A 20,515-nucleotide genomic window follows, 5' to 3' on the forward strand; every position below is an offset into this window, starting at 1 on the left:
TGCGCGGGGCCGTCCCCTACCCGCCCTTCGCCCGTTCCCTGGGGCTCCGCCCCAGACCCCGCGCCTCAAACGCCGGCGGGGCTGGATTTGCCCCGGCGGGGCTGAAATGTGCTGCGCAGCGGCACCCCTCGCTCAGGCGCCATCCTCCACCGGGCGCAGAGCGGCCACCGCGCCGAGCATCAGCTCCAGGGCGAAGGGGTAGCCGCTGTCGCGCATGTCGGCGGCGAGGTACCGGAAGGTGGCGGCGATGTTCGGGTGGGTCTCGGGGGCCAGCCTGCCGTACACCGCGTGCCAGACCTTCGAGTCCGCGTCCTGCGCCGCTTCCGGCATGGCGTGCGCGGCGGCGTCCTGGGCGGCGAAGGCCAGGGCCTGGTCGACGAAGGCGTGGTAGATCCGCACGGCGAGGGCGTCCGGGAAGCCCGCGGAACGCAGGATGCCGAGGATCGTCTCGACGGCCCGTGTCTCGTGGGCGCGCCCCGTCGTGCGGTGCGCCGTGAGAAGCGCGGCCTGCGGGTTGGACTGGTAGGAGGCGTGGATGCGCAGCCCGATGGCGCGCAGGTCCGTGCGCCAGTCGCCGGTGGCCGTCCAGCCCTCCTGGGCGCGGCCGATCAGCTCGTCGGAGAGGGCGAGGAGCAGGGCGTCGGTATTGCGGAAGTAGCGGTAGAGGGCGCTGGGGTCGGCGCCGAGCGCCAGGCCGAGCCGGCGCGCCGAGAGCGCCGCCGCGCCGTGCTGCGCGACCAGCCGCAGGGCGGTCTCGATGATCAGCCGTTCCGAGAGCACCGCGCCCTGCTTGGTCGGTCGGTGACGCCGGCGCCTGCCTTCGGGAACCACTCGTTCGGCCATGCCCGGACCTTACGTCAACACCATTGACGTGTAAACGGCGGTGCCGCTTCCATGGCCCCACCAACCACCGCCTCATGTACTGGAGCTCCGTATGGACAAGGCCGATCTGGTCTTCACCCGCGGCCCCGTCTTCACCGCCGATCCGGCCCGCACCCGGGCGACCTCGCTCGCCGTCGTCGGCGACCGGATCGCGGCCGTCGGCCACGACGAGGTGCGCGAGCTCGTCGGCCCCGGCACCGAAGTCGTCGACCTGACCGGGAAGCTGCTGGTCCCGGGCTTCCAGGACGCCCACGTCCATGCCGTGTACGGCGGTACGGAGCTGGCCGAGTGCGATCTGACGGGGACGGTCGGCGTCGCGGAGTACCTGACCCGGATCCGGACGTACGCGGACGCGCACCCGGACCACGCGTGGATCACCGGCGGCGGCTGGTCGATGGAGAGCTTCGAGGGAGGGCTGCCCACGCGGCAGCTGCTCGACTCGGTGCTCCCGGACCGCCCGGTGTACCTCGTCAACCGGGACCACCACGGCGCCTGGGCCAACACCCGGGCGCTCGAACTCGCCGGGATCACCGCGGCGACCCCCGATCCCGCGGACGGCCGCATCGAGCGGGAGCCGGACGGCGCTCCCAGCGGGGTGCTCCAGGAGGGTGCCACCGCACTGGTCTCCCGGCTCGTGCCCGCGAGCACCCCGGCGGACCGGCTGGCGGGTCTGCTGCGGGCGCAGGAGCTGCTGCACTCGCTGGGCATCACCGGCTGGCAGGACGCGCTGCTCGGCGAGTTCGCCGGCAAGCCCGATCCGTCGGACGCCTACGTGAGCGCCGCCCGGGACGGCTCGCTCACCGCCCGGGTGACCGGCGCGCTCTGGTGGGACCGGGAGCGCGGCGCCGAGCAGATCGAGGAACTGGCCGCGCTGCGGGAGAAGTTGAGCCACGGCCGGTTCCGGGCCGGCTCGGTGAAGATCATGCAGGACGGCATCGCCGAGAACTTCACGGCCGCGATGACCGCCCCGTACCTGGACGGCTGCGGCTGTGCGACGGCCAACACGGGCCTGAGCTTCGTCGATCCCGAGGCGCTGCGCGGGTACGTGGCCCGGCTCGATGCCATGGACTTCCAGATCCACTTCCACGCCCTGGGCGACCGGGCCGTCCGCGAGGCCCTCGACGCCCTCGAAGCGGCCGTCGCCGCCAACGGCCGGCGCGGCAACCGCCACCACCTCGCCCACCTCCAGGTCGTCCACCCCGAGGACCTCCCGCGGTTCGCCCGGCTCGGCGCCATCGCCAACATCCAGCCGCTGTGGGCCGCGCACGAACCACAGATGGACGAGCTGACCATCCCCTTCCTCGGACCCGAACGCGCCGCCTGGCAGTACCCGTTCGGCGATCTGCTGCGGGCCGGTGCCACCCTGGCCGCCGGCAGCGACTGGCCCGTCAGCAGCCCCGATCCCCTCGAAGGCATCCACGTGGCGGTCAACCGCAAGGAGCCCGGGGCGACGGACGGGCGGGTCTTCCTGCCCGAACAGCGCCTCGACCTCGCGACCGCACTGGCCGCCTACACGGCCGGCTCCGCCCACGTGAACGGCCACGACGACGCGGGCAGCCTGCGCCCCGGGCACCTCGCGGACCTGGTGGTCCTCGACCGCGACATCCTCACGGGACCGCCGGAGGAGATCGCCGAGGCCAGAGTGGAGCGGACCTATGTCGGCGGCCGGCTCGTACACTCCGCCTGAGCCCGCCGCCCCGGGCCGGTCCCTGTACGGGGTCCGGGCAGGAGGAGGCGCACCGGGGTCAGGCCTTGCCCGACCGCAGGGTGGACCCGCGCACTTCGAGACGGGTCCGCACCAGCACTCCGGCCGGTTCCTCGAGGCCGTGCTCCAGGACCGCCACGAGGAGTTCGACGCCGGCCTCGGCGATTTCGTCGGGCCGCAGGCTCAGCGTCGTCACGGGTGGGTCGGTGTGCGCCGCCGTCACGTCCTCGCTCACGCAGACGAGGAGCAGATCTCCGGGCACCCCGTAGCCGTGGCGCCGTACCGCCTCCAGGACGAGGGGCGGACTCGCCTCGGCCACGACGAGCAGGGCGTCGGGCCGTTCGGTCGCGGACGCCCCGCGGCCGCCCGGGACCGGCCCCGCCAGGGCCGCCTCGACGGCCTGCACGACGGGGCCGTTGCCGACGGCCTCGGCGCGTACGATCCTCTCCGCCGAGCCGTGCGCGGCGCACCAGTCGCGATAGCCCGCGAGCATGCCGGTATGGAACCGGGTCGTGTTGTCGGGCAGTACGAGCGCGGGTCGCCGGGCGCCCTGCTCCCCGAGGTGGTCCAGGGTCTCCCGCACGGCCGCGCCCGCGTCGACGTCCACCCAGTGCGCACCCGGACGCCCCTCGACGGAGCGGTCGCTGAACACCGGGATCCGGGCGGCGAGCAGATCGTCGACGATCCGGTCGTCGCCGACGGGGTCGGCCACGACCACCGCGTCGAGCGGCAGGCCGGCCCACGCGCCGTGCAGGGATCCCGCGGGCAGCAGCACTACGGCGTAGCCGTGCCGCAGCGCGGTCGCGGCGGTGGCTCCGGTCAGCCTGGCGAAGTACGGCGACTCCAGGAACACCCAAGGGGTGTCCGCGAACTCCCCGACCGTGTACCCGATCAACCGCGCCCGCCCCGCGCGCAGTTGGCGCGCGGTGGCATTGGGCCGGTAGCCCATGGCCCGTGCCGTCTCCCGCGCCTTCTCCCGCACCGCGGGAGAGAGCCGTCCGGTGCCGTTGAGCGCTGCCGACACGGTCGTTTTGGACAGGCCGGCCTCGCGGGCCACGTCGACGAGCCGGACGCGCGGAGGCGGCGCCGAGGGCTGCCCACCCTGCCCTGGAAGTTCGGTCATGGGTCGATGCTGCCACGCCCGTGACCTCCGCAAAACCGTTCCCGCAAAGCCTTGTGCGGGAACGTTCCCGCATCAATACTCGCTCCATCCCCCAGCGCCCGTCACTACACCCGTAAAGGGGTGGGTCTGCATGCGCACGCCCAGGACCATCACTCTTCTCGCCTGTACCGCCGCCCTCGCGGCCACCACCGGCGCCTGCTCCGGCGCCACGCACCAGCCGTCCGCCGACGGCGGCTACCGGATCACCGCGACCTCGCCGCCCGCGCAGGGCCCCCTGGACTCCTTCACCTGGTCGCTGTACGCCGAGCCCTACACGCTCGACTACGCCCTCGCGTACGACTACCCGCCGAACACCGTGCTCGCCAACGTCTGCGAGCAGCTCCTGCGGGTCACGCCCGACCTGAGGATCGAGCCCGGTCTCGCCGTCAAGTACGCGCAGCCCGATCCCCGGACCCTCGTGTACACCCTGCGGCCCGGGGTGAAGTTCCACGACGGGACGACGATGACCGCGGACGACGTGGTCGCCTCCCTCGGGCGGCACATGAATCCGGAGACCGCATCGCCCTGGGGTTCGGCGTTCAAGAACGTCACCGCCGTCGAGAAGACCGGCCCGCTGGAGGTGACCATCCGGCTCTCGAAGCCGGACGTCCTGCTGAACGAGCTCATGGCCGCCTCCCCCGGCACCGTCGAGAGCGCGGCCACCCTGGCCAAGGCCGGCAAGGAGTACGGCACCCCCGGGGGCACGGTCAACTGCACCGGCCCGTACGCCCTCGACCGGTGGGCCCAGGGCGAGAGCATCACCCTCAAGAAGAACGCCGACTACTGGGACCGCTCGCTGGCCCCCAAGTCCGACGGCGTGAAGTTCACCTTCATCGAGGACTCCGCCGCCCGGACCAACGCCTTCCTGTCCGGCACCGCCGACGGCGGGTACATGGTGCCCTCCTCCTCGCTCGCCCAGCTGCGGACCAGCGGCAAGGGCTCGGTGCTGTTCGGCCCCAACACCGGCGCCGCGAACCTCGCCGTCCTCGACTTCAACGGCCCGCTCGGCGACCTGAAGGTCCGCAAGGCCCTGTCCATGGCCCTCGACCGCAAGAACATCGTCAAGGCCGCGGCCGGCGGCGTGGGCTTCCCCGCCAAGGCTCCCGCCGCGCGCGGCGCCTGGGCGCTGGCCCCGGAGAAGACCGCCGGGCTCTACGACTCCCTGCCCGAGCCGGTGTACGACGTCAAGGCCGCGAAGGAGCTCGTCCGGGAGGCCGGGGCCGCCGGCCGCACGATCACCCTGGCCACGAGCTCGCTCGCGCCCGAGATCAGCGTCGTCGCCAACGCGGTGCAGGCCGCCGGACGGGAGATCGGGCTCGACGTCCAGCTCAAGGCCGTCGCCCCGGACGCGTACAGCAGCATCTTCGTCGACCCGGACGCGCGCGCCGGCCTCGACCTGGTCATCACCAACGGCTACGACAACACACCCGACCCGCTGGAGTTCTACCAGTACCTGCGCACCGGGGACTTCGGGAACTACGGCAGCTGGTCGAACGCCGAGTACGACACCGCGTTCGACCGGGCCAACGCGCAGCCCGATCCGGCCGAACGGGCCGAGCTGACCGCCGAGCTCCAGAAGATCGCGCTGCGCGAACTGCCGGTCATCCCCGTGTACGAGGCGCCGTACTCGGTGTTCCTCGGCAAGCGGGTGACCGGCGCGCCGACCGGGATCGCCCAGCTGTACTACCCGTGGGCCGCGACGATCGGGGCCGCGAAGCCATGACCCGCTATCTCGTCGGACGGCTCCTCGGCCTGGTGACGGTGCTGTTCGCGACCTCCCTGGTGGTCTTCGGCTCCATCCACCTGGCCCCCGGCGATCCGGTGGCGTTCCTGCTCCACGGCCGCCCCGCGACCCCCGAGGCCGTGGCGGCCCTGCGCTCCCAGTACCACCTGGACGACCCGCTGCCCGTGCAGTACGCGAAGTGGCTCGGCGGTGTCCTGCGGGGCGACTTCGGCCGCTCCGCCCAGTTCCACCAGGACGTCACCGAGCTCATCGGCTCCCGGCTGCCCGGCACCGCCCTGCTCGTCGGGTACGCGGCCCTGCTCGTCGCCCTCCTCGGGGTGGCGGGCGGGATCCTGGCCGCGCTGCGCCCCGGTCCGCTGGACCGCGCGGTGCTGCTCGGCACCGGCGTGGCCACGGCGACCCCCTCGTTCGTCACCGCCATCGCGCTCGTGTCGCTGTTCTCGGTGCGGCTGGGCTGGTTCCCGGGGCCGGGCGGCACGCCCGTGGGGTTCTCGGACCGGCTGTACCACCTGACGCTGCCCGCCTTCGCCCTGGCGCTGACCTTCGCCGGTCTGCTCGCCCGGGTGACCCGTTCGGCGATGCTCGACGAACTCGGCCGCGAACACGTCGAGGTGGCCCGCGCCCGCGGTGTCGCGCCGCGGGCCGTGGTCCGCAAGCACGTGCTGCGCAACGCCCTGGGTCCGGTGGTCACCGTCGGCGGCACGATGCTCGCCGGGCTGCTCATCAGCACCTCGATCGTCGAGACGGCCTTCGACGTGCCCGGACTCGGCTCCCTGCTCGTTCAGTCGGTGACCGCGTAGGAGTTCTCGGTCGTCGAGTTGATCTAGCTGCTGTGCGTGGAGGGCTTCGTCCTGGTGATCCTCGGCGTGGTGCTGCTCGCCCCCCTCATCGACCCCCGGCTGTCCCTCCACGGGGAAGGCTCCTCATGACCCTCACCCAGCCCGCCGCGCCCTCCCCGGCCGGCGCGGCGACCACACCGCTGCGCCGCCGGCCCGGCCTGCGCGGTCTGCGCCGCCTCGGCCAGGGGCCGCTGTTCACCGCCTCGGTCGCGGTGCTCGCCCTGCTCGTCCTGGTCGCCGTACTCGCCCCCGTCCTGTCCCCGTACGATCCCGAGGTCCTCGACCTCTCCACGAGCCTGGGCGGAACCACCGCCGAGCACCTGCTCGGCACCGACCAGTCCGGCCGGGACGTGCTGTCCCGGCTGATCCACGGAGCCCGCACCGGCCTGCTCGGGCCGTTGCTCGTCGTCGGGGTCTCCACCCTGCTCGGCACCCTGCTCGGAGTCGTGGCGGCCTGGCGCGGCGGCTGGGCGGACGCTTCCTGTCCCGCTCCATGGACCTGGCCTTCGCGATCCCCGGCCTGCTGCTCGCGATCCTGCTCGTGTCCGTCGTCGGCTCCGGCATGACCGCCCCGGTGATCGCCATGTCCGTGGCCTACACCCCGTACGTGGGAAGGCTGGTGCGCGGGATCGCGCGCCAGGAGAAGGCCCGCGCGTACATCGAGTCCTACCGGGTGCAGGGCTTCTCCGGCTGGAACGTGTGCCTGCGCCACCTGCTGCCCAACATCGCCCCCACGGTCTTCGCGCAGTCCGCGATGAACTTCGGGTACGCGCTGATGGACCTGGCGGCGCTCTCCTTCCTCGGGTTCGGCGTGCAGCCGCCGACCGCCGACTGGGGCGCCATGATCAACGAAGGCCAGTCGGCCGTCCAGCAGGGGGCGATGCTGCCCGCCCTGGCCCCCTCGGCGTGCATCGTGCTCGCCGTGGTGGCGTTCGGCATCGTCGGCGAGGGGCTCGCCGACCGGATCGCGAGGCGGGAACGGTGAACGCCATGACCGAGGAGAAGACACCCGCGGGCGGGCCGCCCGTGCTGGAGATCGACGGGCTCGGCATCCGCCTGCCCGACGGGCGGGCGGCCCGGCCGATCCTGGACGGGGTCTCCCTGCGGGTGCTGCCCGGCGAGACCGTCGGCCTGGTCGGCGAGTCCGGATCCGGCAAATCGGTGGCCTGCCGCAGCGTCCTCGGGCTGCTGCCCGCCGGCGCCCGCACCAGCGGACGGGTCCGGGTCGCCGGCCGGGACGTGCTCGCCATGAACCGCGCCGAGCGGACCGCGCTGCGCACCCGGCAGGTCGCGATGGTCTTCCAGGACCCGCGCGCCTCCGTCAACCCCCTGCGCCGGGTCGGCGACTTCCTCACCGAGGGGCTGCGCGCCGCCGGAACCCCCGCCGCCTCGGCCACCGCCCGGGCCGAGGAACTCCTGGACGCGGTCGGCATCCGCGATCCGCGGGGCGCCCTGCGCCGCCGGCCGCACGAGTTCTCCGGCGGCATGCTCCAGCGGGTGGTCATCGCCGCGGCGCTCGCGGCCGAACCCGCCCTCCTCGTGGCCGACGAGCCGACCACGGCCCTGGACGTCACCACCCAGGCGGAGATCATCGCGATCCTCACCCGGCTGCGCGCCGAGCACGGCACGGGCCTGCTCTTCGTCACCCACGACCTGGAACTGGCCTCCGCCATCTGCGACCGCGTGTACGTGATGTACGCCGGCCGGATCGTCGAGACCCGCGGCACCGACGAGCTGTTCGAGCAGCCCCGCCATCCGTACACGGCGGGACTGATCGCCTCCACCCCGCGCATCGAACGGGGTTCACCGGCCCCGCGTCCGATCCCCGGCCGCCCCGTCTCCCTCGCCGAGTCGCCGCCGGGCTGCGCCTTCGCCGCGCGCTGCGCCCACGCGCTGCCGCGCTGCTCCGAGGAGACACCCGCACTCGCGCGCCACGGCGACGGATTCGCCGCGTGCCACCGTGCCGACGAAGGGATCGTGCTGTGAGCACCGTGACGCAGGAACTCGTCGTCGAGGGGCTGTCCAAGCGGTACGGGAACCACGCGGCCGTCGACGACGTGTCGTTCACCCTGGCACCCGGAACCTCCCTCGCCCTGGTCGGGGAATCCGGCAGCGGCAAGACCACGACGGTCCGCATGCTCGTCGGGCTGGAGCGCCCGGACGCCGGCACCGTCCGCCTCGGCGGCCGGGACCGTTCGGCGCCCGTGCGCGGCCGGACCGAGCGGCTGGCCCGGGCCCGGGAGATCCAGATGGTCTTCCAGGACCCCTACCTCTCGCTGGACCCGCGGGTGACGGCGGCCGGCTGCGTGGACGAGGTCCTGCGGCTGCACACCCGGCTGGACACCGCCGCCCGCGCGGCCAGGGTCGCCGAACTCCTGGAACAGGTCGGCCTCGGCGAGCGCGAGTCCTCGGCGCTGCCCAGGCGCCTGTCCGGCGGGCAGCGCCAGCGCGTGGCCATCGCGCGCGCCCTCGCGGTGGAGCCCCGGATCCTCGTCCTCGACGAGGCGGTCGCCGCGCTCGACGTGTCCATCCAGGCGCAGATCCTCGAACTGCTCGCCACGATCCGCCGCGAGTCCGGCATCGGCTACCTCTTCGTCACCCACGATCTGGCGGTGGTCCGGCACATCGCGGACGAGGTCCTGGTCCTCAAGTCGGGGAAGGTCGTGGAATCGGGCCCGGCCGGCCGGGTCCTGGACGAGCCGGAGCACCCGTACACGCGCCTGCTGCTCGACTCCGTACCCCGGCGCGGCTGGGACCCGGGCGCCGCGCTCCCGGGGCGACGGGCACTCGGCTGACCGGCACCGGTCGCCGCCGGTCAGCCGCAGGTCAGCCGCCGATGCGGGCGATCAGGAGGGCCACGTCGTCGTCCGCGGCGGCCGGGACGAGGTGGCTGATCAGCGAATCGCACAGGTGGTCCAGCTGCCGCTGCGGATCGGCGAGCAGGCGCGTCAGTTCGTCCAGCCGCTCGTCGAGGTCGAAGCCCCGGGCCTCGATCAGTCCGTCGGTGTAGAGCACGAGGAGGCTGCCGGGGGGCGCCGTGAACCCGGTGGCCGTGAAGGCGACGCCCCCGACGCCCAGGGGGACGCCGGGCGGGGTGTCCACGAGGCGGACCGTGCCGTCGGGCAGCACGAGGGCGGGCGGCGGGTGCCCGGCCCGGGTCACGGTGCAGTGTCCGGTGACCGGGTCGCAGACCACGTACAGGAAGGTGGCCAGCATCGGCTCGGCGAGATCGCCGAGGACGGCCTCCAGCTGGTGCAGCAGCCGGACGGGCGGCAGGTCCAGCCGCGAGAGGGCCCGTACGGAGGCGGACAGGCGGCCCATCACCGCGGCCGCGGAGATGCCGTGGCCCATGACGTCGCCGATGAGCAGGGCCGCCTTGCCGCCGGCCAGGGGCAGGACGTCGTACCAGTCGCCGCCGACCTCGTTGACGTCGCTCGCGGGGAGGTAGCGGTGGCTGACCTCGATGCCCGTGGGCGGGGTGATGTGCTGGGGCAGCATGCTGCGCTGCAGGATGACGGCGGTCTCGTGCTCGCGGTGGTAGAGCCGGGCGTTGTCGATGCTGAGCGCCGCGCGGGCCGTGAGCTCGCCGGCGAGGGTGACGTCCTCGGATCCGAAGGGTCCCACCGGGCGGGTGCGGTAGAAGGTGGCGACGCCGAGCACCGTCTCCCGGGCCACCAGCGGCGCCATGATGAACGAGTGCACACCCACCGCGACCAGCTGCGCGGGTTTGGCCGAGTGCCGGGCGGCGGGGGCGACGGCCTGCTCGTCGAGCCGGGCGACCAGGAAGGTGTGCCGGGCCGTGAGGGCCTGCGTGTACGGGGCGGCTGCGGGGAAGACGAGGGTCCTGCCGAGCGGGGCGAGGATGTCGGTCACCGTCGACCCGGACAGCGGGGCCTTGCCCAGGCGCCGCAGGCCGACCCCGCCGGTCAGCCCCATGCCGGGCTCGTCCCCGCGCGCCAGCGCGTCCAGGACGTCGACGGTGACGGCGTCCGCGAGGCGCGGCACGGCGAGATCGGCGAGTTCCTGCGCGGTGCGCTCCAGCTCCAGGCTGGAGCCGACGCGGATGCTGGCCTCGCTGAGCATGGCGAGCCGGCGCCGTCCCGCCTCGGCCTCCACGTGGTCGCGCTGCTGCTCGGTGATGTCGACGAGGGAGGCGATGACACCGATCGGCATGCGGGCCGGGTCCTCGACCCGGACGTAGGAGCACGACCACACCCGGTCGTGGTCCGGTTCGGCAGGCGTACGTCCGACACGGCGGCGGTCCAGGAGGGGCTCCCCGGTCTCCAGGACCTGGAGCATGGCCTCCTCCATCTCCAGCGCGTTCACCTCCGGGAGGATCTGGGCCAGGCGGCGCCCCACGTGCGCCGACTCCGGCAGGCCGTTCATCTCCTCGAGCGCGGCGTTGACCTGCAGGAACCGCAATTGTGTGTCGAGTACGGCGATGCCGACCGGGGAGCGGGAGAACAGGCCGTCCCACACCGCCGAGGACCCGCGGATGCGCCGTGCCGCATGGGCATCGGCGAGGAAGACCAGCACCGTGGCCGTGCCGTGCTGCCGGTCGGACACCGGGGAGGCCCAGATCTCCACCTCCAGCGGGCGCCCGTCGCGGTGCCAGGCGGTCACCGTGCCCATCACGCCCCGCCCGCTGGCCGCGGCCTCCCACAGGGAGCGGCCCAGGCTCCGGTCGGCCCCCGGATGGAGCAGGTCGGCGATGTTGCGGCCCAGTATCTGCGGCGGGGCGTAGCCGAGCAGCTCCTGCGCGACCTGGTTCCAGCGCACGACCGTCCCGTCGGCGCTGGTGGCCACCAGCGCTACCGGCAGGGCGCCCATCCATCCGCCGGCGGCCTGCGCGGCCCCGCTGATCAGCTCCTCGACCGGCATGTGCTCACTCATACGGCACCTGAACCCAACGCGGCGGCGTCCTTGCCCTGCGTTCCGGGGTCCCCGTCGGGGCGCCCCGAGCCGCTCCGGCGGACCCTCCGGGAACCGTGTCCCACGGATCCATCGTCTGCCGGTCCGCCCGCCACCGCCTCCCGTCCGCCGCCGGGGCCCTCGCGCACCGGCCGTCCGGGCGGTACGAGGCCCTTCCGTCGCGCGGGGCGGCCGGCTGGTACGAGGCCGTTCACGCGGATGGCCGGCCCGGTCACCATCGGTCACCGCCCCGGGGCCGACCCGCAGCCGGCGCTGGACCGGTCCGCGCAGCAGGGAACGGCCGCCTCCCTCCGGAGAGGGGGGCGGCCGGTCCCTGCCGTCAGTTCCGGGCGGTTCCTGCCGTCAGCTCCGGGCGGTTCCCGCCGTCACAGCTTGCGGCACAGCAGGGCGTCCGGGGTCTTGCCCTTGGCCCATGCTCCGGTGAAGGCGAGGCCCGCGGCGTACTCGTCCGTCGCGCACTGCCCCTTGTAGTTGCCCTGGGCGAACTCTCCGCCCGGGCCCCCCGCCGGCCGGTTGTCCCCGCGGTCGAACCAGACGGTGCGGCCGTTCGTCCCGAGGGTCCGGCCCGCCTGGGCGCACAGGACCGCGGAGACGGCCTGGCCGCGCACGCTGTAGCCGGTCATGAACTGGTTCGGCCCGCACTGGTACTTGGTGTACCCGCCCGCCCAGTCGCCCTGCTGTACGTGGCGTTCGTCCCGGACCGCGACCGGCGCCGGGCCGGTGGCCGCGAGAGCCGCGGCGCCGGAGTCGGTGCACAGGCCGCGCCCGTCGCGGTGCGCCACACCGACGAGCCGCTGTCCGTCCGGGCAGGCCGCCTTGCGGGCTCCCTGGTCCCAGTCCCCGACGGCCCGTGCGCGCAACGACTGGACGGCGTCGGCGTGGTCGAGGTTGAGCATGTCCCAGGTGTCGGTGACCGCGACCTGGCCGGTCCTCTGCGGTGCGGCGACGAGCCGGTTCCAGTCGGTGGCCCGCCAGTCGGCGCCGTCCAGGATGCCGGAACGGCGGCCCGTGGCGTCGAAGTTGAGGATCGACCAGGTGCCGTGGCCGGTCCAGCCGACCAGGGGCCAGTAGGCGAAGTCGGTGTCGTTGGCGACCAGGTAGTCCACGAAGTTGCCGAACCAGGCACGTGCCTGGACGTTGGTCTCGTCGCTGCCGATGCCGAACTCGCTGATCCACACGGGTGCGGTGAAGTGGGCGCCGGTCTCGGCCGCGACGTAGAACGCCTGCCGTTGCAGGGTCGCGAACAGGTCCGTACGGGAGAGTTCCTGGTAGCGGAGGTCGTGGGTCTCGCCCATGCCGGTCGCGCCGGTGTGGTTGGGCCCGGTGTAGCCGTAGAAGTGGGCCGAGTACACCAGCTTGTTCGAGGCGACGAGGGTGTGCGAGAGGGTGCGCACCGGTTCGAGGGTCGGGCGCCCGTGGGGGAATCCGTCCGCGGGTATGCCCTGCCAGTTGATGCCCTCGACGACGATCAGCAGGTCGGGGCTGACCTCGGTGAGCAGCCGGTCGCCGAGTCGCTGCGAGGCGGCCCACCAGTCGTGGTCGTCGCCCCAGCTCCAGTTGGCGTCGTCGGTGACGGTGCGGCGGACCTCGTTGTAGAGGTCGGCGCCGACCACGCGCTTGTTGTCCTTGTAGCGGCGGGCGAGGCCGATCCAGTCGTTCTCCCACTGCGCGGTGGACTGGCTGGTGTTCCAGCGTTCGTTGCCGTCCAGGCCGCAGCAGAAGCGCGAGGTGTTGGTGTGGTTGTTGAGGATGACCGCGAAGCCCTCGGCGGTGGTGGCGGCGACGACGGCGTCGAAGACCTGCAAGGGGGTCTTGCCGCGCAGTTCGGGGTTGGCGGCGACCGAGGCGTCGGAGACCGGCCGCTGGTCGTGCAGCATCTCGTTCGAGAACGGCAGCCGGATGCTGTTGATGCCCAGGTCGTGGAATCCGGCGAGGATCCTCGGGATCGGCGCGCGGTCGAGGCCGAGCGGCATCTGATCGGCCTTCTCGCCGTCGTGGTGGGAGGCCGGGTCGTTGATGTCGCCGGATCCGCTCCACGAACCCTGGGCTCCGTGCCAGTTCGCGGACTTCAGCTTGAAGCGGTTGCCGTCGGCGTCGACGATGTAGCGGCCCCGGGTGCTGAGGGGCGCACGCCAGGAGTCGGACAGGGCGTCCGGCGCGTTCGCCGTCATGGCGGTCGCGGCTGCCGCGGGCTCGGTCGCGGACGCCACCGCCGTCGGGGCGCCGAGCGCTCCGAGCAGGAGCGCCGCGGCGAGTGCCGCCGGCAGTAGGGGTCTTCTCACAGTGTCCTCCGAGGGCCTGAGGGTGGACGTACGTGGTGAAGCGGTGGTGCCGGTGACTCGGTCGTACGGTGGTGCGGTGGCACGGTCGTGTCAGTGGTGCCGGTGGTGCGGTGTGCGGTCCGCGGTGGTGGTCAGCCGATGTCGCCGCCGCCGAGGACGGCGGCGCCCCGCGGCTCGAGGGTGACGTGGTGCACGAGGGGCCTCTTGACGTCGAGGAGGTCGCGGCGGCCGTCCGGCAGGGGCACCTCCTGCGTGTCCTCGGTGTGGTTGAGCAGGATGAGGACGTCGTGGTCCGCCCCGTGCCGGACGGTCGCCTGGATGCCGGCGTGCAGGCCGGGCAGCACGGGCGCGACCCCCGCGTCGGCGAGCGAGCGCTCGACGAGGGCCCGCATCGTCACGGGATCGGGCCGGGTCGCGACGTAGCGGGCGGTCCCCGCGCCGTGGGTGTGCACGGTGGCCGCGGGACGGTCCTCCCAGTCGGGTCCGGCGAAGAGGAGCTCGGGGCGGGCGCCGGTGAGCTTCACGTCCTCGCGCCACAGCGCGGCCGGCGCGGGGGCCGGGGTACCCGCCTCCGCGGCACGCAGCGCGACCGCCTCACCGGCGGCGGCCGGCCAGAACTCCTCGACCCGTACGCCCAGTACGTCGCCCAGCGCGGCGGGATAACCGCCGGTGTGCACGCGGTCGTGCTCGTCGACGATCCCGGTGAAGAACGACGCGAGCAGGGAGCCCCCGGCGGCCACGAACGCGGCGATCCGGGCGGAGTCCTCCGCCGACAGCAGGTAGTGGCTGGGCAGTACGAGCAGCTTGTATCCGGAGAGGTCCGCGGAGGGGTGGACCACGTCGATGCCGACGCCCGCCTCGAACAGCGGGGCGTAGTGGTCGAGGACCCGGTCGAGGCAGCGCACGCCCTCGGAGGGGTGCGAATCGAGCTCCATCGCCCACCAGTTGTCCCAGTCGAACACCACCGCGACCTCGTTGCGGAGGAGCGTGCCGGCCAGTTCGGGCACCAGGGCCAGTTCCCGGCCGAGTTCGCGCACCTCGGCGTGGACCCGGGTTCCGGGGCCCGCGTGCGGGACCATGCCGGAGTGGAACTTCTCCGCGCCGCCGCGGGACTGCCTCCACTGGAAGTACATGACGGCGTCCGCGCCCTGCGCGACGGCCTGCCAGCTCCACAGCCGCATCCGGCCGGGGGCCTTCCCCCCGTTGCGCCCGCGCCAGTTGACGGCGGACGGGGCCTGCTCGGTCAGCAGCCAGGGCTTCCCGCCGGCCGCCCCGCGCAGCAGGTCGTACGAGAGTGCCGCGCCGATGTGCGCGGACCCCCAGTGCGGGTCCGGATAGCTGTCGAGGGCGAGGACGTCCATCTCGGAGGCCCAGGAGTGCACGTCGACCGTCTTGTGCCCGGCGAGGAAGTTCGTGGTGACCGGGGTGTCGGGGGTGATACGGCGCAGTACGTCGCGTTCGAGGGTGAAGCAGGTGCGCAGCGCGTCGCTGCTGAACCGTTTGAAGTCGAGCTGCTGGGAGGGGTTGGGGTAGGTGGGTGCGGCGCGCGGGGGCAGGACCTGGTCGAAGGAGGTGTAGCGCTGCGACCAGAAGTCGGTGGACCAGGCCTCGTTGAGCGTGCCGACATCGCCGTACCGGGCCGCCAGCCAGTTCCGGAAGTCCGCGGCCGAGGTGTCGCAGAAGCATTCGGCGACGTGGATCCCGTACTCGTTGCCCACGTGCCACAGTCCCAGTGCCGGGTGGTCGCGGTAGTGCGTGGCGACGGCTTCGACGAGGCGGACGGCCCGGTCGCGGAAGACCGGGCTGGAGGGGCAGAAGTGCTGGCGGCCCCCTGGTGACAGGACGCCTCCGGAGGCGGTGACCGGGAGGATCTCGGGGTGTTCGACGGCGAGCCACGGGGGTGGCGAGGCGGTCATGGTGGCCAGGTCGGCGGTGATGCCGTGGGCGGCCAGGTCGTCCATGACGGTGTCGAAGAAGCCGAAGTCGTAGGCGTCGCGGGAGGGTTCCACGCGGGCCCAGGCGAAGATCGCGAGGTTGACGAGGTTGACGCCCGCCTCGTTCATCAGGCGCAGGTCCTCGGCGCGGGTGGCCTCGTCCCACTGTTCGGGGTTGTAGTCGCCGCCGAATCCGAGGCCGCCCAGTCGCGCGGTGAGGCTGCGGGCACGGTCTCGTGCCGGAGAGTTCATCTTGCTTACCCCTTCGGGGACTTCATGACGCGTCGCGTCTCGTGTGCGCGGCCGGTCGCCGTCGGGCGGCGGCCGGTTCAGACCCGCGGCGGCGCCGTGCTGGCGCGCCGGATCAGGGTCGGCTCGACGGACACGACGGACGCGTCGGTCGACGGAGCGCCTTCGATCTGGCTGAGGAGGCGGTGCACGCAGGCCGCACCGACCCGGGAGAGGTCCTGGTCCACGGTGGTCAACGGCGGGAGGAAGTAGCCGGATTCGGTGATGTTGTCGAAGCCGACGACGCTCACGTCCTCGGGGACCGAGCGCCCCGCGTCGCGCAGCGCCCGGACCAGGCCGAGCGCCATCTGGTCGTTGGCGGCGAACACGGCGGTGACCTCGGGCCGGGCGGCCAGTTCCCGGCCCACCAGGTAGCCGCTCTCGGCGGTCCAGTCGCCGTGGACGGCGGCCGGGACGGGGGCGCCCGCCGCCCGGAGCACGCGCTGCCACGCCTCGGCGCGGCGGCGTGCCGGGTGGGAGTCCTGCGGGCCGGCCAGGTGCCACACGGTGGTGTGGCCGAGCTCCAGGAGGTGCCGTACGGCGATCTCCGCGCCGGCGGCGTGGTCGGTGTGGACGCCGGGATAGCGGTGGTCGTCGCCGCCGTCGACGACCACGACCGGAAGCCCCAGGGGAAGCATCAGCGAACCGGTCAGGATCTGCGCCTCGTTGACGATGACCCCGTCGACCGCGTGGCCGCTCAGCCGCCGGAACGCGTCCAGCACGGCTTCTTGGGTCTGTGCCTGCGGGACGACGACGTTGACCGAGTACTCGGTGGACTGCACGGCGGAGACGATCGACTCCAGGGTGCGGGCGTTTCCGTGCGCCTTGAGGTCGAAGCTGATGACGCCGATCATCCGGAACTTGCCGGTGGCCAGCGCCCGGGCCGCGGTGTTGGGCCGGTACCCGAGCATGCGTACGGCCCGGACGACCTTGTCGCGGGTCGCGTCGTCGACGCGGGCGGTCGCGTTGACCACGCGGGAGACGGTCTGCGCCGACACCCCCGCCATGGCCGCGACGTCCGCCATCGACGGAGGTCTGGGGCGGTCGTCCGCCGGGGACCGGGGCTTGCGCGGCCGCTGCCCGTCCTTCGCCATGGTGCGGCTCCTCTCGGTGGTGCCCGGCGTGTTCCTGGCCTTCATCATGTTTGCGCGAACATGCCGTGTTGGTCAACAGGTTGCCGGGCGGCCCGAGAAGTAACCGGCCCATCGGCCACCCCGGCGCGAACCCTCGGTAACCCCTAACAGGCAGGGGAATTGACGAGGCGACAGACAGGTCGGTCAAAACCCTTGACACCCACTCAGGGCTGTCGACACACTTCCGAACCGCGCCACCATGTTGGCGCTAACATGCATCGGAGGTCTTATCCGTGAGAGTCGGCCAAGCCCCGGTCGGCGATGGGCATGTCGCCGGCCGCCACCGCCGGGGACCGCGGTGAAGCGCGGCGCTGTTCGGCGCAACCTCACCGCCCACGCCTTCTTCCTGCCGTTCCTCTGCGTCTTCGCCGTCGGCGTCGTCGCCCCGCTGGTGTACTCGGTCAACCTGAGCCTCTACCAGGAGCGCATGGTCGGCGGGATGGTCTTCACCGGCCTGGACAACTACACCAAGGCCTTCAAGGACAACCTGTTCCACGCCGGGCTCGGCCGCGTCGCGCTCTTCTTCGCGATCCAGGTGCCGCTCATGCTGGGCCTCGCCCTGCTGGCGGCCCTCGCGATCGACAGCGGACGGCTGCGCGCGCCCGGGCTGTTCCGGATCGGCATCTTCGTCCCGTACGCCGTCCCCGGCGTGGTCGCGGCGCTCATGTGGGGCTACCTGTACGGGGACCGTTTCGGTCTGGCCGGCGAGATCGGCGACCTCCTGCACACGGAGCTGCCCGACCTGCTCTCCGGGGGCTGGATGCTCGCCTCCATCGGCAACATCGTCACGTGGTCGTACGTGGGCTACAACATGCTGATCTTCTACGCCGCGCTGCGGTCCGTCCCCGAGGAGCTGTACGAGGCGGCCGAGATGGACGGAGCCGGAGCCTTCCGCAAGGCGTTCAGCATCAAACTCCCGGCGCTGCGACCGGCGTTGCTGATGGCCACCACGTTCTCGGTGATCGGCAGCTTCCAGCTCTTCAACGAACCGAGCGTGCTGCAGTCGCTCGCGCCCGCCGCGGTGACCACGAACTACACGCCCAACATGTACGCCTACAGCCTCGCCTTCGACGGGCGCCAGTTCAACTACTCGGCCGCCGTCGCGGTGCTGCTCGGCCTGGTGACCGTGGTCGTCGCGTACGCGGTCCAGCGCGCGACCGCCCGAAGGGAGCGACTCCTGTGACCGCCACCGCGCCCAGGTCCGTCCACCGGCGCCGACGGGGCAAGTCCACCGCCCTGACCGTGGTGATGGGCCTGATGCTCGCCTACACCCTGATCCCCCTGCTCTGGCTGGCCATCAGCGCGACGAAGTCCAACCAGACCCTCTTCGATTCGCCCGGCCTGTGGTTCGGCGACGGCTTCCACCTCTTCGACAACGTACGGGACGTCTTCACCTACGACGGCGGGATCTACCTGCGCTGGTTCGGCAACACCCTGCTCTACTCGGTGGTCGGCGCGGGCGGGGCCTCGGTCATCGCGACCATGGGCGGTTACGCCCTGGCCAAGTTCGAGTTCGTGGGCCGGCGCGTGCTGTCCGCCCTCGTCATCGGGGCGATCTCGATCCCGGCGTCCGCGCTCGCCGTCCCTACGTACCTGCTCTTCAGCGACCTGGGCATCGTCAACACGGCCTGGGCGGTCCTGCTGCCCTCCCTCGCCAGCCCCTTCGGGCTCTACCTGATGCGGGTGTACGCGACCGAGGCCGTCCCGGACGCGATGCTGGAGGCCGCCCGCATCGACGGCGCCGGCGAGCTGCGGATCTTCCTCACGATCTCGCTGCGCCTGCTGGCTCCCGGGTTCGTCACGGTGCTGCTGTTCACCCTCGTCGCCACCTGGAACAACTACTTCCTGCCGCTGATCGTGCTCAACGACCCGCAGCTGTACCCCCTCACGGTGGGGCTGCACCAGTGGGACTCGCTCGCTCAGGGCGGCGCCGGAGCCGGTGCCATTCCGATCCTCCCGCTGGTGATCACCGGCAGCCTCCTGGCGATCGTCCCGCTGGTCGTCGCCTTCCTCTTCCTCCAGCGGTTCTGGCAGTCGGGACTGGCCGCCGGCGGCGTCAAGCAGTAGCCGCGCCCGCCGGGCAGCGGCCCCACCCCCTCACCCTCGCCCCCTCTTCCCCCCTCACGAAAGGATTCGACGTGCCCAGATCCCTGCGGCTGCCGGGCCTCACCCGGACCCTCACCGCGGCCACCGTCGCGGCCCTCTCCCTCTCCCTGACCGCGTGCGGCGGCTCGGCCTCCTCCGACGGCGGCGGCCGCAAGGGAGATCCCGCGGCCGTGAAGGCCGCGCTGGACAAGCCCGCCGAGATCACCTTCTGGACCTGGGTCCCGAACATCGACAAGACGGTCGCGCTGTTCGAGAAGAAGTACCCGAAGGTCAAGGTCAACATCGTCAACGCGGGCCGGTCCAAGGACGAGTACACCAAGCTGACGACCACGCTCAAGGCGGGCGAGGGCGCCCCCGACGTCGCGCAGGTCGAGTACTTCGCGCTGCCCCAGTTCGCGATGACCAAATCGCTGGTCAACCTCGCCGACTACGGCGCGGCCGACCTGAAGGACCAGTTCGCCGAGTCGGCCTGGTCCCAGGTCAGCATCGCGGGCGGGATCTACGGCATACCCCAGGACACCGGCCCGATGGCGATGTTCTACCGCAAGGACGTCCTCGACCGGTTCGGCGCGACCCCGCCCACCACGTGGGAGGAGTACGGCGCGCTGGCCAAGAAGATCCAGGCCGCCGACCCGAGCGTCCACATCACGTACGTCGACCCGGGCGACGCGGGTACGTCCAACAGTCTGATCTGGGACTTCGGCGGCAAGCCGTACACCGTCGACGGCTCCGCGGGGGTCACCGTCGACCTCAAGGACGACAAGGGCGCCAAGGCCTACGCCGACACCTGGGGCCCGATGATCAACGACAAGCTGGTCGACTCCACCGCGAGCTGGAACGACGAGTGGTGGAAGTCGATGGCCGCCGGGAAGTACGCGACCTGGCTGGCCGGGGCGTGGGCGCCCGCGGTGCTGGAGCAGAACATCCCGCAGAGCAGGGGCCAGTGGTCGGTGGCCCCCATGCCGGGCGGCGTCAGCGCGGAGAACGGCGGCTCCTCGGTCGCGGTCACCACGCAGGCGAAGAACAAGGAGGCCTCGGTCGCCTTCGCCCAGTGGATCAGCTCCGACCCGGAGGCCGTCAAGTCGCTCAACTCCGAGGTCGGCCTGTTCCCCGCGACCAAGGTGCTGCTCGACAACCCCGGATTCCGCGGCGCCGAAGTGCCGTTCTTCCCCGGCAGCAAGCCGAACGAGGTCTTCGCCGACATGTCGAAGGCCGTCCGCCCGGGCTGGCAGTACCTGCCCTTCCAGGTGTACGCCAACGCCGTCTTCAAGGACTCCGTCGGTCAGGCCCTGCAGCCCGGCGGCAACCTGCCCGCCGCGCTGGGCACTTGGCAGGACCGGCTGAAGGCGTACGGCAAGGAACAGGGCTTCACCGTCAAGTAGCGGCAACCGTACGTTTCCTCCACCGGCGGGGGGGGGGGGCGGCGGCCCCGCCCCCCCCCGCGCCCGCCAGAACCAGCACCCCCCCAGAGCAAAAAAGAAAAAACCCACAAGCCACACCCCCCAACG

15 protein-coding genes and 1 pseudogene are annotated in these 20,515 nt (G+C 72.5%); 10 read left to right on the plus strand and 6 right to left on the minus strand.

What is annotated here, in order from left to right:
- Positions 1-132: 132 nt before the first annotated feature.
- Positions 133-843 (minus strand): helix-turn-helix domain-containing protein, encoded by a 711-nt coding sequence (locus ACWGDE_RS20195; RefSeq protein ID WP_453390363.1) that lies wholly within the window; start codon positions 841-843, stop codon positions 133-135.
- A 91-nt stretch (positions 844-934) separates the two neighbouring features.
- On the opposite strand from ACWGDE_RS20195, the gene ACWGDE_RS20200 reads away from it, so the two are divergent.
- Entirely contained in the window at positions 935-2,569 is a 1,635-nt protein-coding gene (locus tag ACWGDE_RS20200; protein WP_453390364.1) for an amidohydrolase, read from the plus strand.
- Between the two features lie 58 nt (positions 2,570-2,627).
- Here the strand turns inward: ACWGDE_RS20200 and ACWGDE_RS20205 are convergent, their stop codons facing one another.
- Positions 2,628-3,710, minus strand: coding sequence for a LacI family DNA-binding transcriptional regulator (locus ACWGDE_RS20205; protein ID WP_453390365.1), 1,083 nt, complete (start codon positions 3,708-3,710; stop codon positions 2,628-2,630).
- Positions 3,711-3,840: 130 nt separating this feature from the next.
- Between ACWGDE_RS20205 and ACWGDE_RS20210 the strand changes: the two genes are divergently transcribed.
- The 6 genes and pseudogenes from ACWGDE_RS20210 (at position 3,841) to ACWGDE_RS20235 (ending at position 9,127) form a co-directional block, all read left to right on the plus strand.
- Complete coding sequence (locus ACWGDE_RS20210; protein WP_453390366.1) at positions 3,841-5,472, plus strand: ABC transporter substrate-binding protein; 1,632 nt, start codon at positions 3,841-3,843, stop codon at positions 5,470-5,472.
- Positions 5,469-6,422, plus strand: a pseudogene (locus ACWGDE_RS20215) (ABC transporter permease). Before ACWGDE_RS20210 ends, ACWGDE_RS20215 begins: the two are co-directional and overlap by 4 nt.
- Positions 6,419-6,898, plus strand: coding sequence for a hypothetical protein (locus tag ACWGDE_RS20220; RefSeq protein ID WP_453390367.1), 480 nt, complete (start codon positions 6,419-6,421; stop codon positions 6,896-6,898). Before ACWGDE_RS20215 ends, ACWGDE_RS20220 begins: the two are co-directional and overlap by 4 nt.
- The gene (locus tag ACWGDE_RS20225) at positions 6,826-7,317 is read left to right on the plus strand and encodes an ABC transporter permease (protein ID WP_453390368.1); all 492 of its coding nucleotides are present in this window, start codon (positions 6,826-6,828) and stop codon (positions 7,315-7,317) included. Before ACWGDE_RS20220 ends, ACWGDE_RS20225 begins: the two co-directional genes overlap by 73 nt.
- 5 nt (positions 7,318-7,322) lie before the next feature.
- Positions 7,323-8,318, plus strand: a complete 996-nt coding sequence (locus ACWGDE_RS20230) for an ABC transporter ATP-binding protein (protein ID WP_453390369.1) — start codon at positions 7,323-7,325, stop codon at positions 8,316-8,318.
- A 5-nt stretch (positions 8,319-8,323) separates the two neighbouring features.
- Positions 8,324-9,127, plus strand: a complete 804-nt coding sequence (locus ACWGDE_RS20235) for an ABC transporter ATP-binding protein (protein WP_453390376.1) — start codon at positions 8,324-8,326, stop codon at positions 9,125-9,127.
- A gap of 31 nt (positions 9,128-9,158) precedes the next feature.
- Here the strand turns inward: ACWGDE_RS20235 and ACWGDE_RS20240 are convergent, their stop codons facing one another.
- From ACWGDE_RS20240 to ACWGDE_RS20255, 4 genes are all read right to left on the minus strand, one after another.
- Positions 9,159-11,225 (minus strand): SpoIIE family protein phosphatase, encoded by a 2,067-nt coding sequence (locus ACWGDE_RS20240; protein WP_453390370.1) that lies wholly within the window; start codon positions 11,223-11,225, stop codon positions 9,159-9,161.
- Positions 11,226-11,629: 404 nt separating this feature from the next.
- Positions 11,630-13,435 (minus strand): glycoside hydrolase family 5 protein, encoded by a 1,806-nt coding sequence (locus ACWGDE_RS20245; protein WP_453390377.1) that lies wholly within the window; start codon positions 13,433-13,435, stop codon positions 11,630-11,632.
- 242 nt (positions 13,436-13,677) lie between these two features.
- Complete coding sequence (locus ACWGDE_RS20250) at positions 13,678-15,732, minus strand: beta-galactosidase (protein WP_453390371.1); 2,055 nt, start codon at positions 15,730-15,732, stop codon at positions 13,678-13,680.
- A gap of 77 nt (positions 15,733-15,809) precedes the next feature.
- Positions 15,810-16,862 (minus strand): LacI family DNA-binding transcriptional regulator, encoded by a 1,053-nt coding sequence (locus ACWGDE_RS20255; RefSeq protein WP_453390372.1) that lies wholly within the window; start codon positions 16,860-16,862, stop codon positions 15,810-15,812.
- A gap of 337 nt (positions 16,863-17,199) precedes the next feature.
- Between ACWGDE_RS20255 and ACWGDE_RS20260 the strand changes: the two genes are divergently transcribed.
- The 3 genes from ACWGDE_RS20260 to ACWGDE_RS20270 all read left to right on the plus strand — a co-directional run bounded on the left by ACWGDE_RS20260 (position 17,200) and on the right by ACWGDE_RS20270 (position 20,389).
- Entirely contained in the window at positions 17,200-18,084 is an 885-nt protein-coding gene (locus ACWGDE_RS20260; protein WP_453390373.1) for a carbohydrate ABC transporter permease, read from the plus strand.
- On the plus strand, positions 18,081-18,968 hold the full coding sequence (locus ACWGDE_RS20265; protein WP_453390374.1) for a carbohydrate ABC transporter permease: 888 nt from the start codon (positions 18,081-18,083) through the stop codon (positions 18,966-18,968). Before ACWGDE_RS20260 ends, ACWGDE_RS20265 begins: the two co-directional genes overlap by 4 nt.
- Positions 18,969-19,039: 71 nt before the next feature.
- Positions 19,040-20,389, plus strand: coding sequence for an ABC transporter substrate-binding protein (locus tag ACWGDE_RS20270; protein WP_453390375.1), 1,350 nt, complete (start codon positions 19,040-19,042; stop codon positions 20,387-20,389).
- The last annotated feature ends 126 nt before the right edge of the window (positions 20,390-20,515 follow it).

This window comes from Streptomyces sp. NPDC054956 (assembly GCF_053609185.1).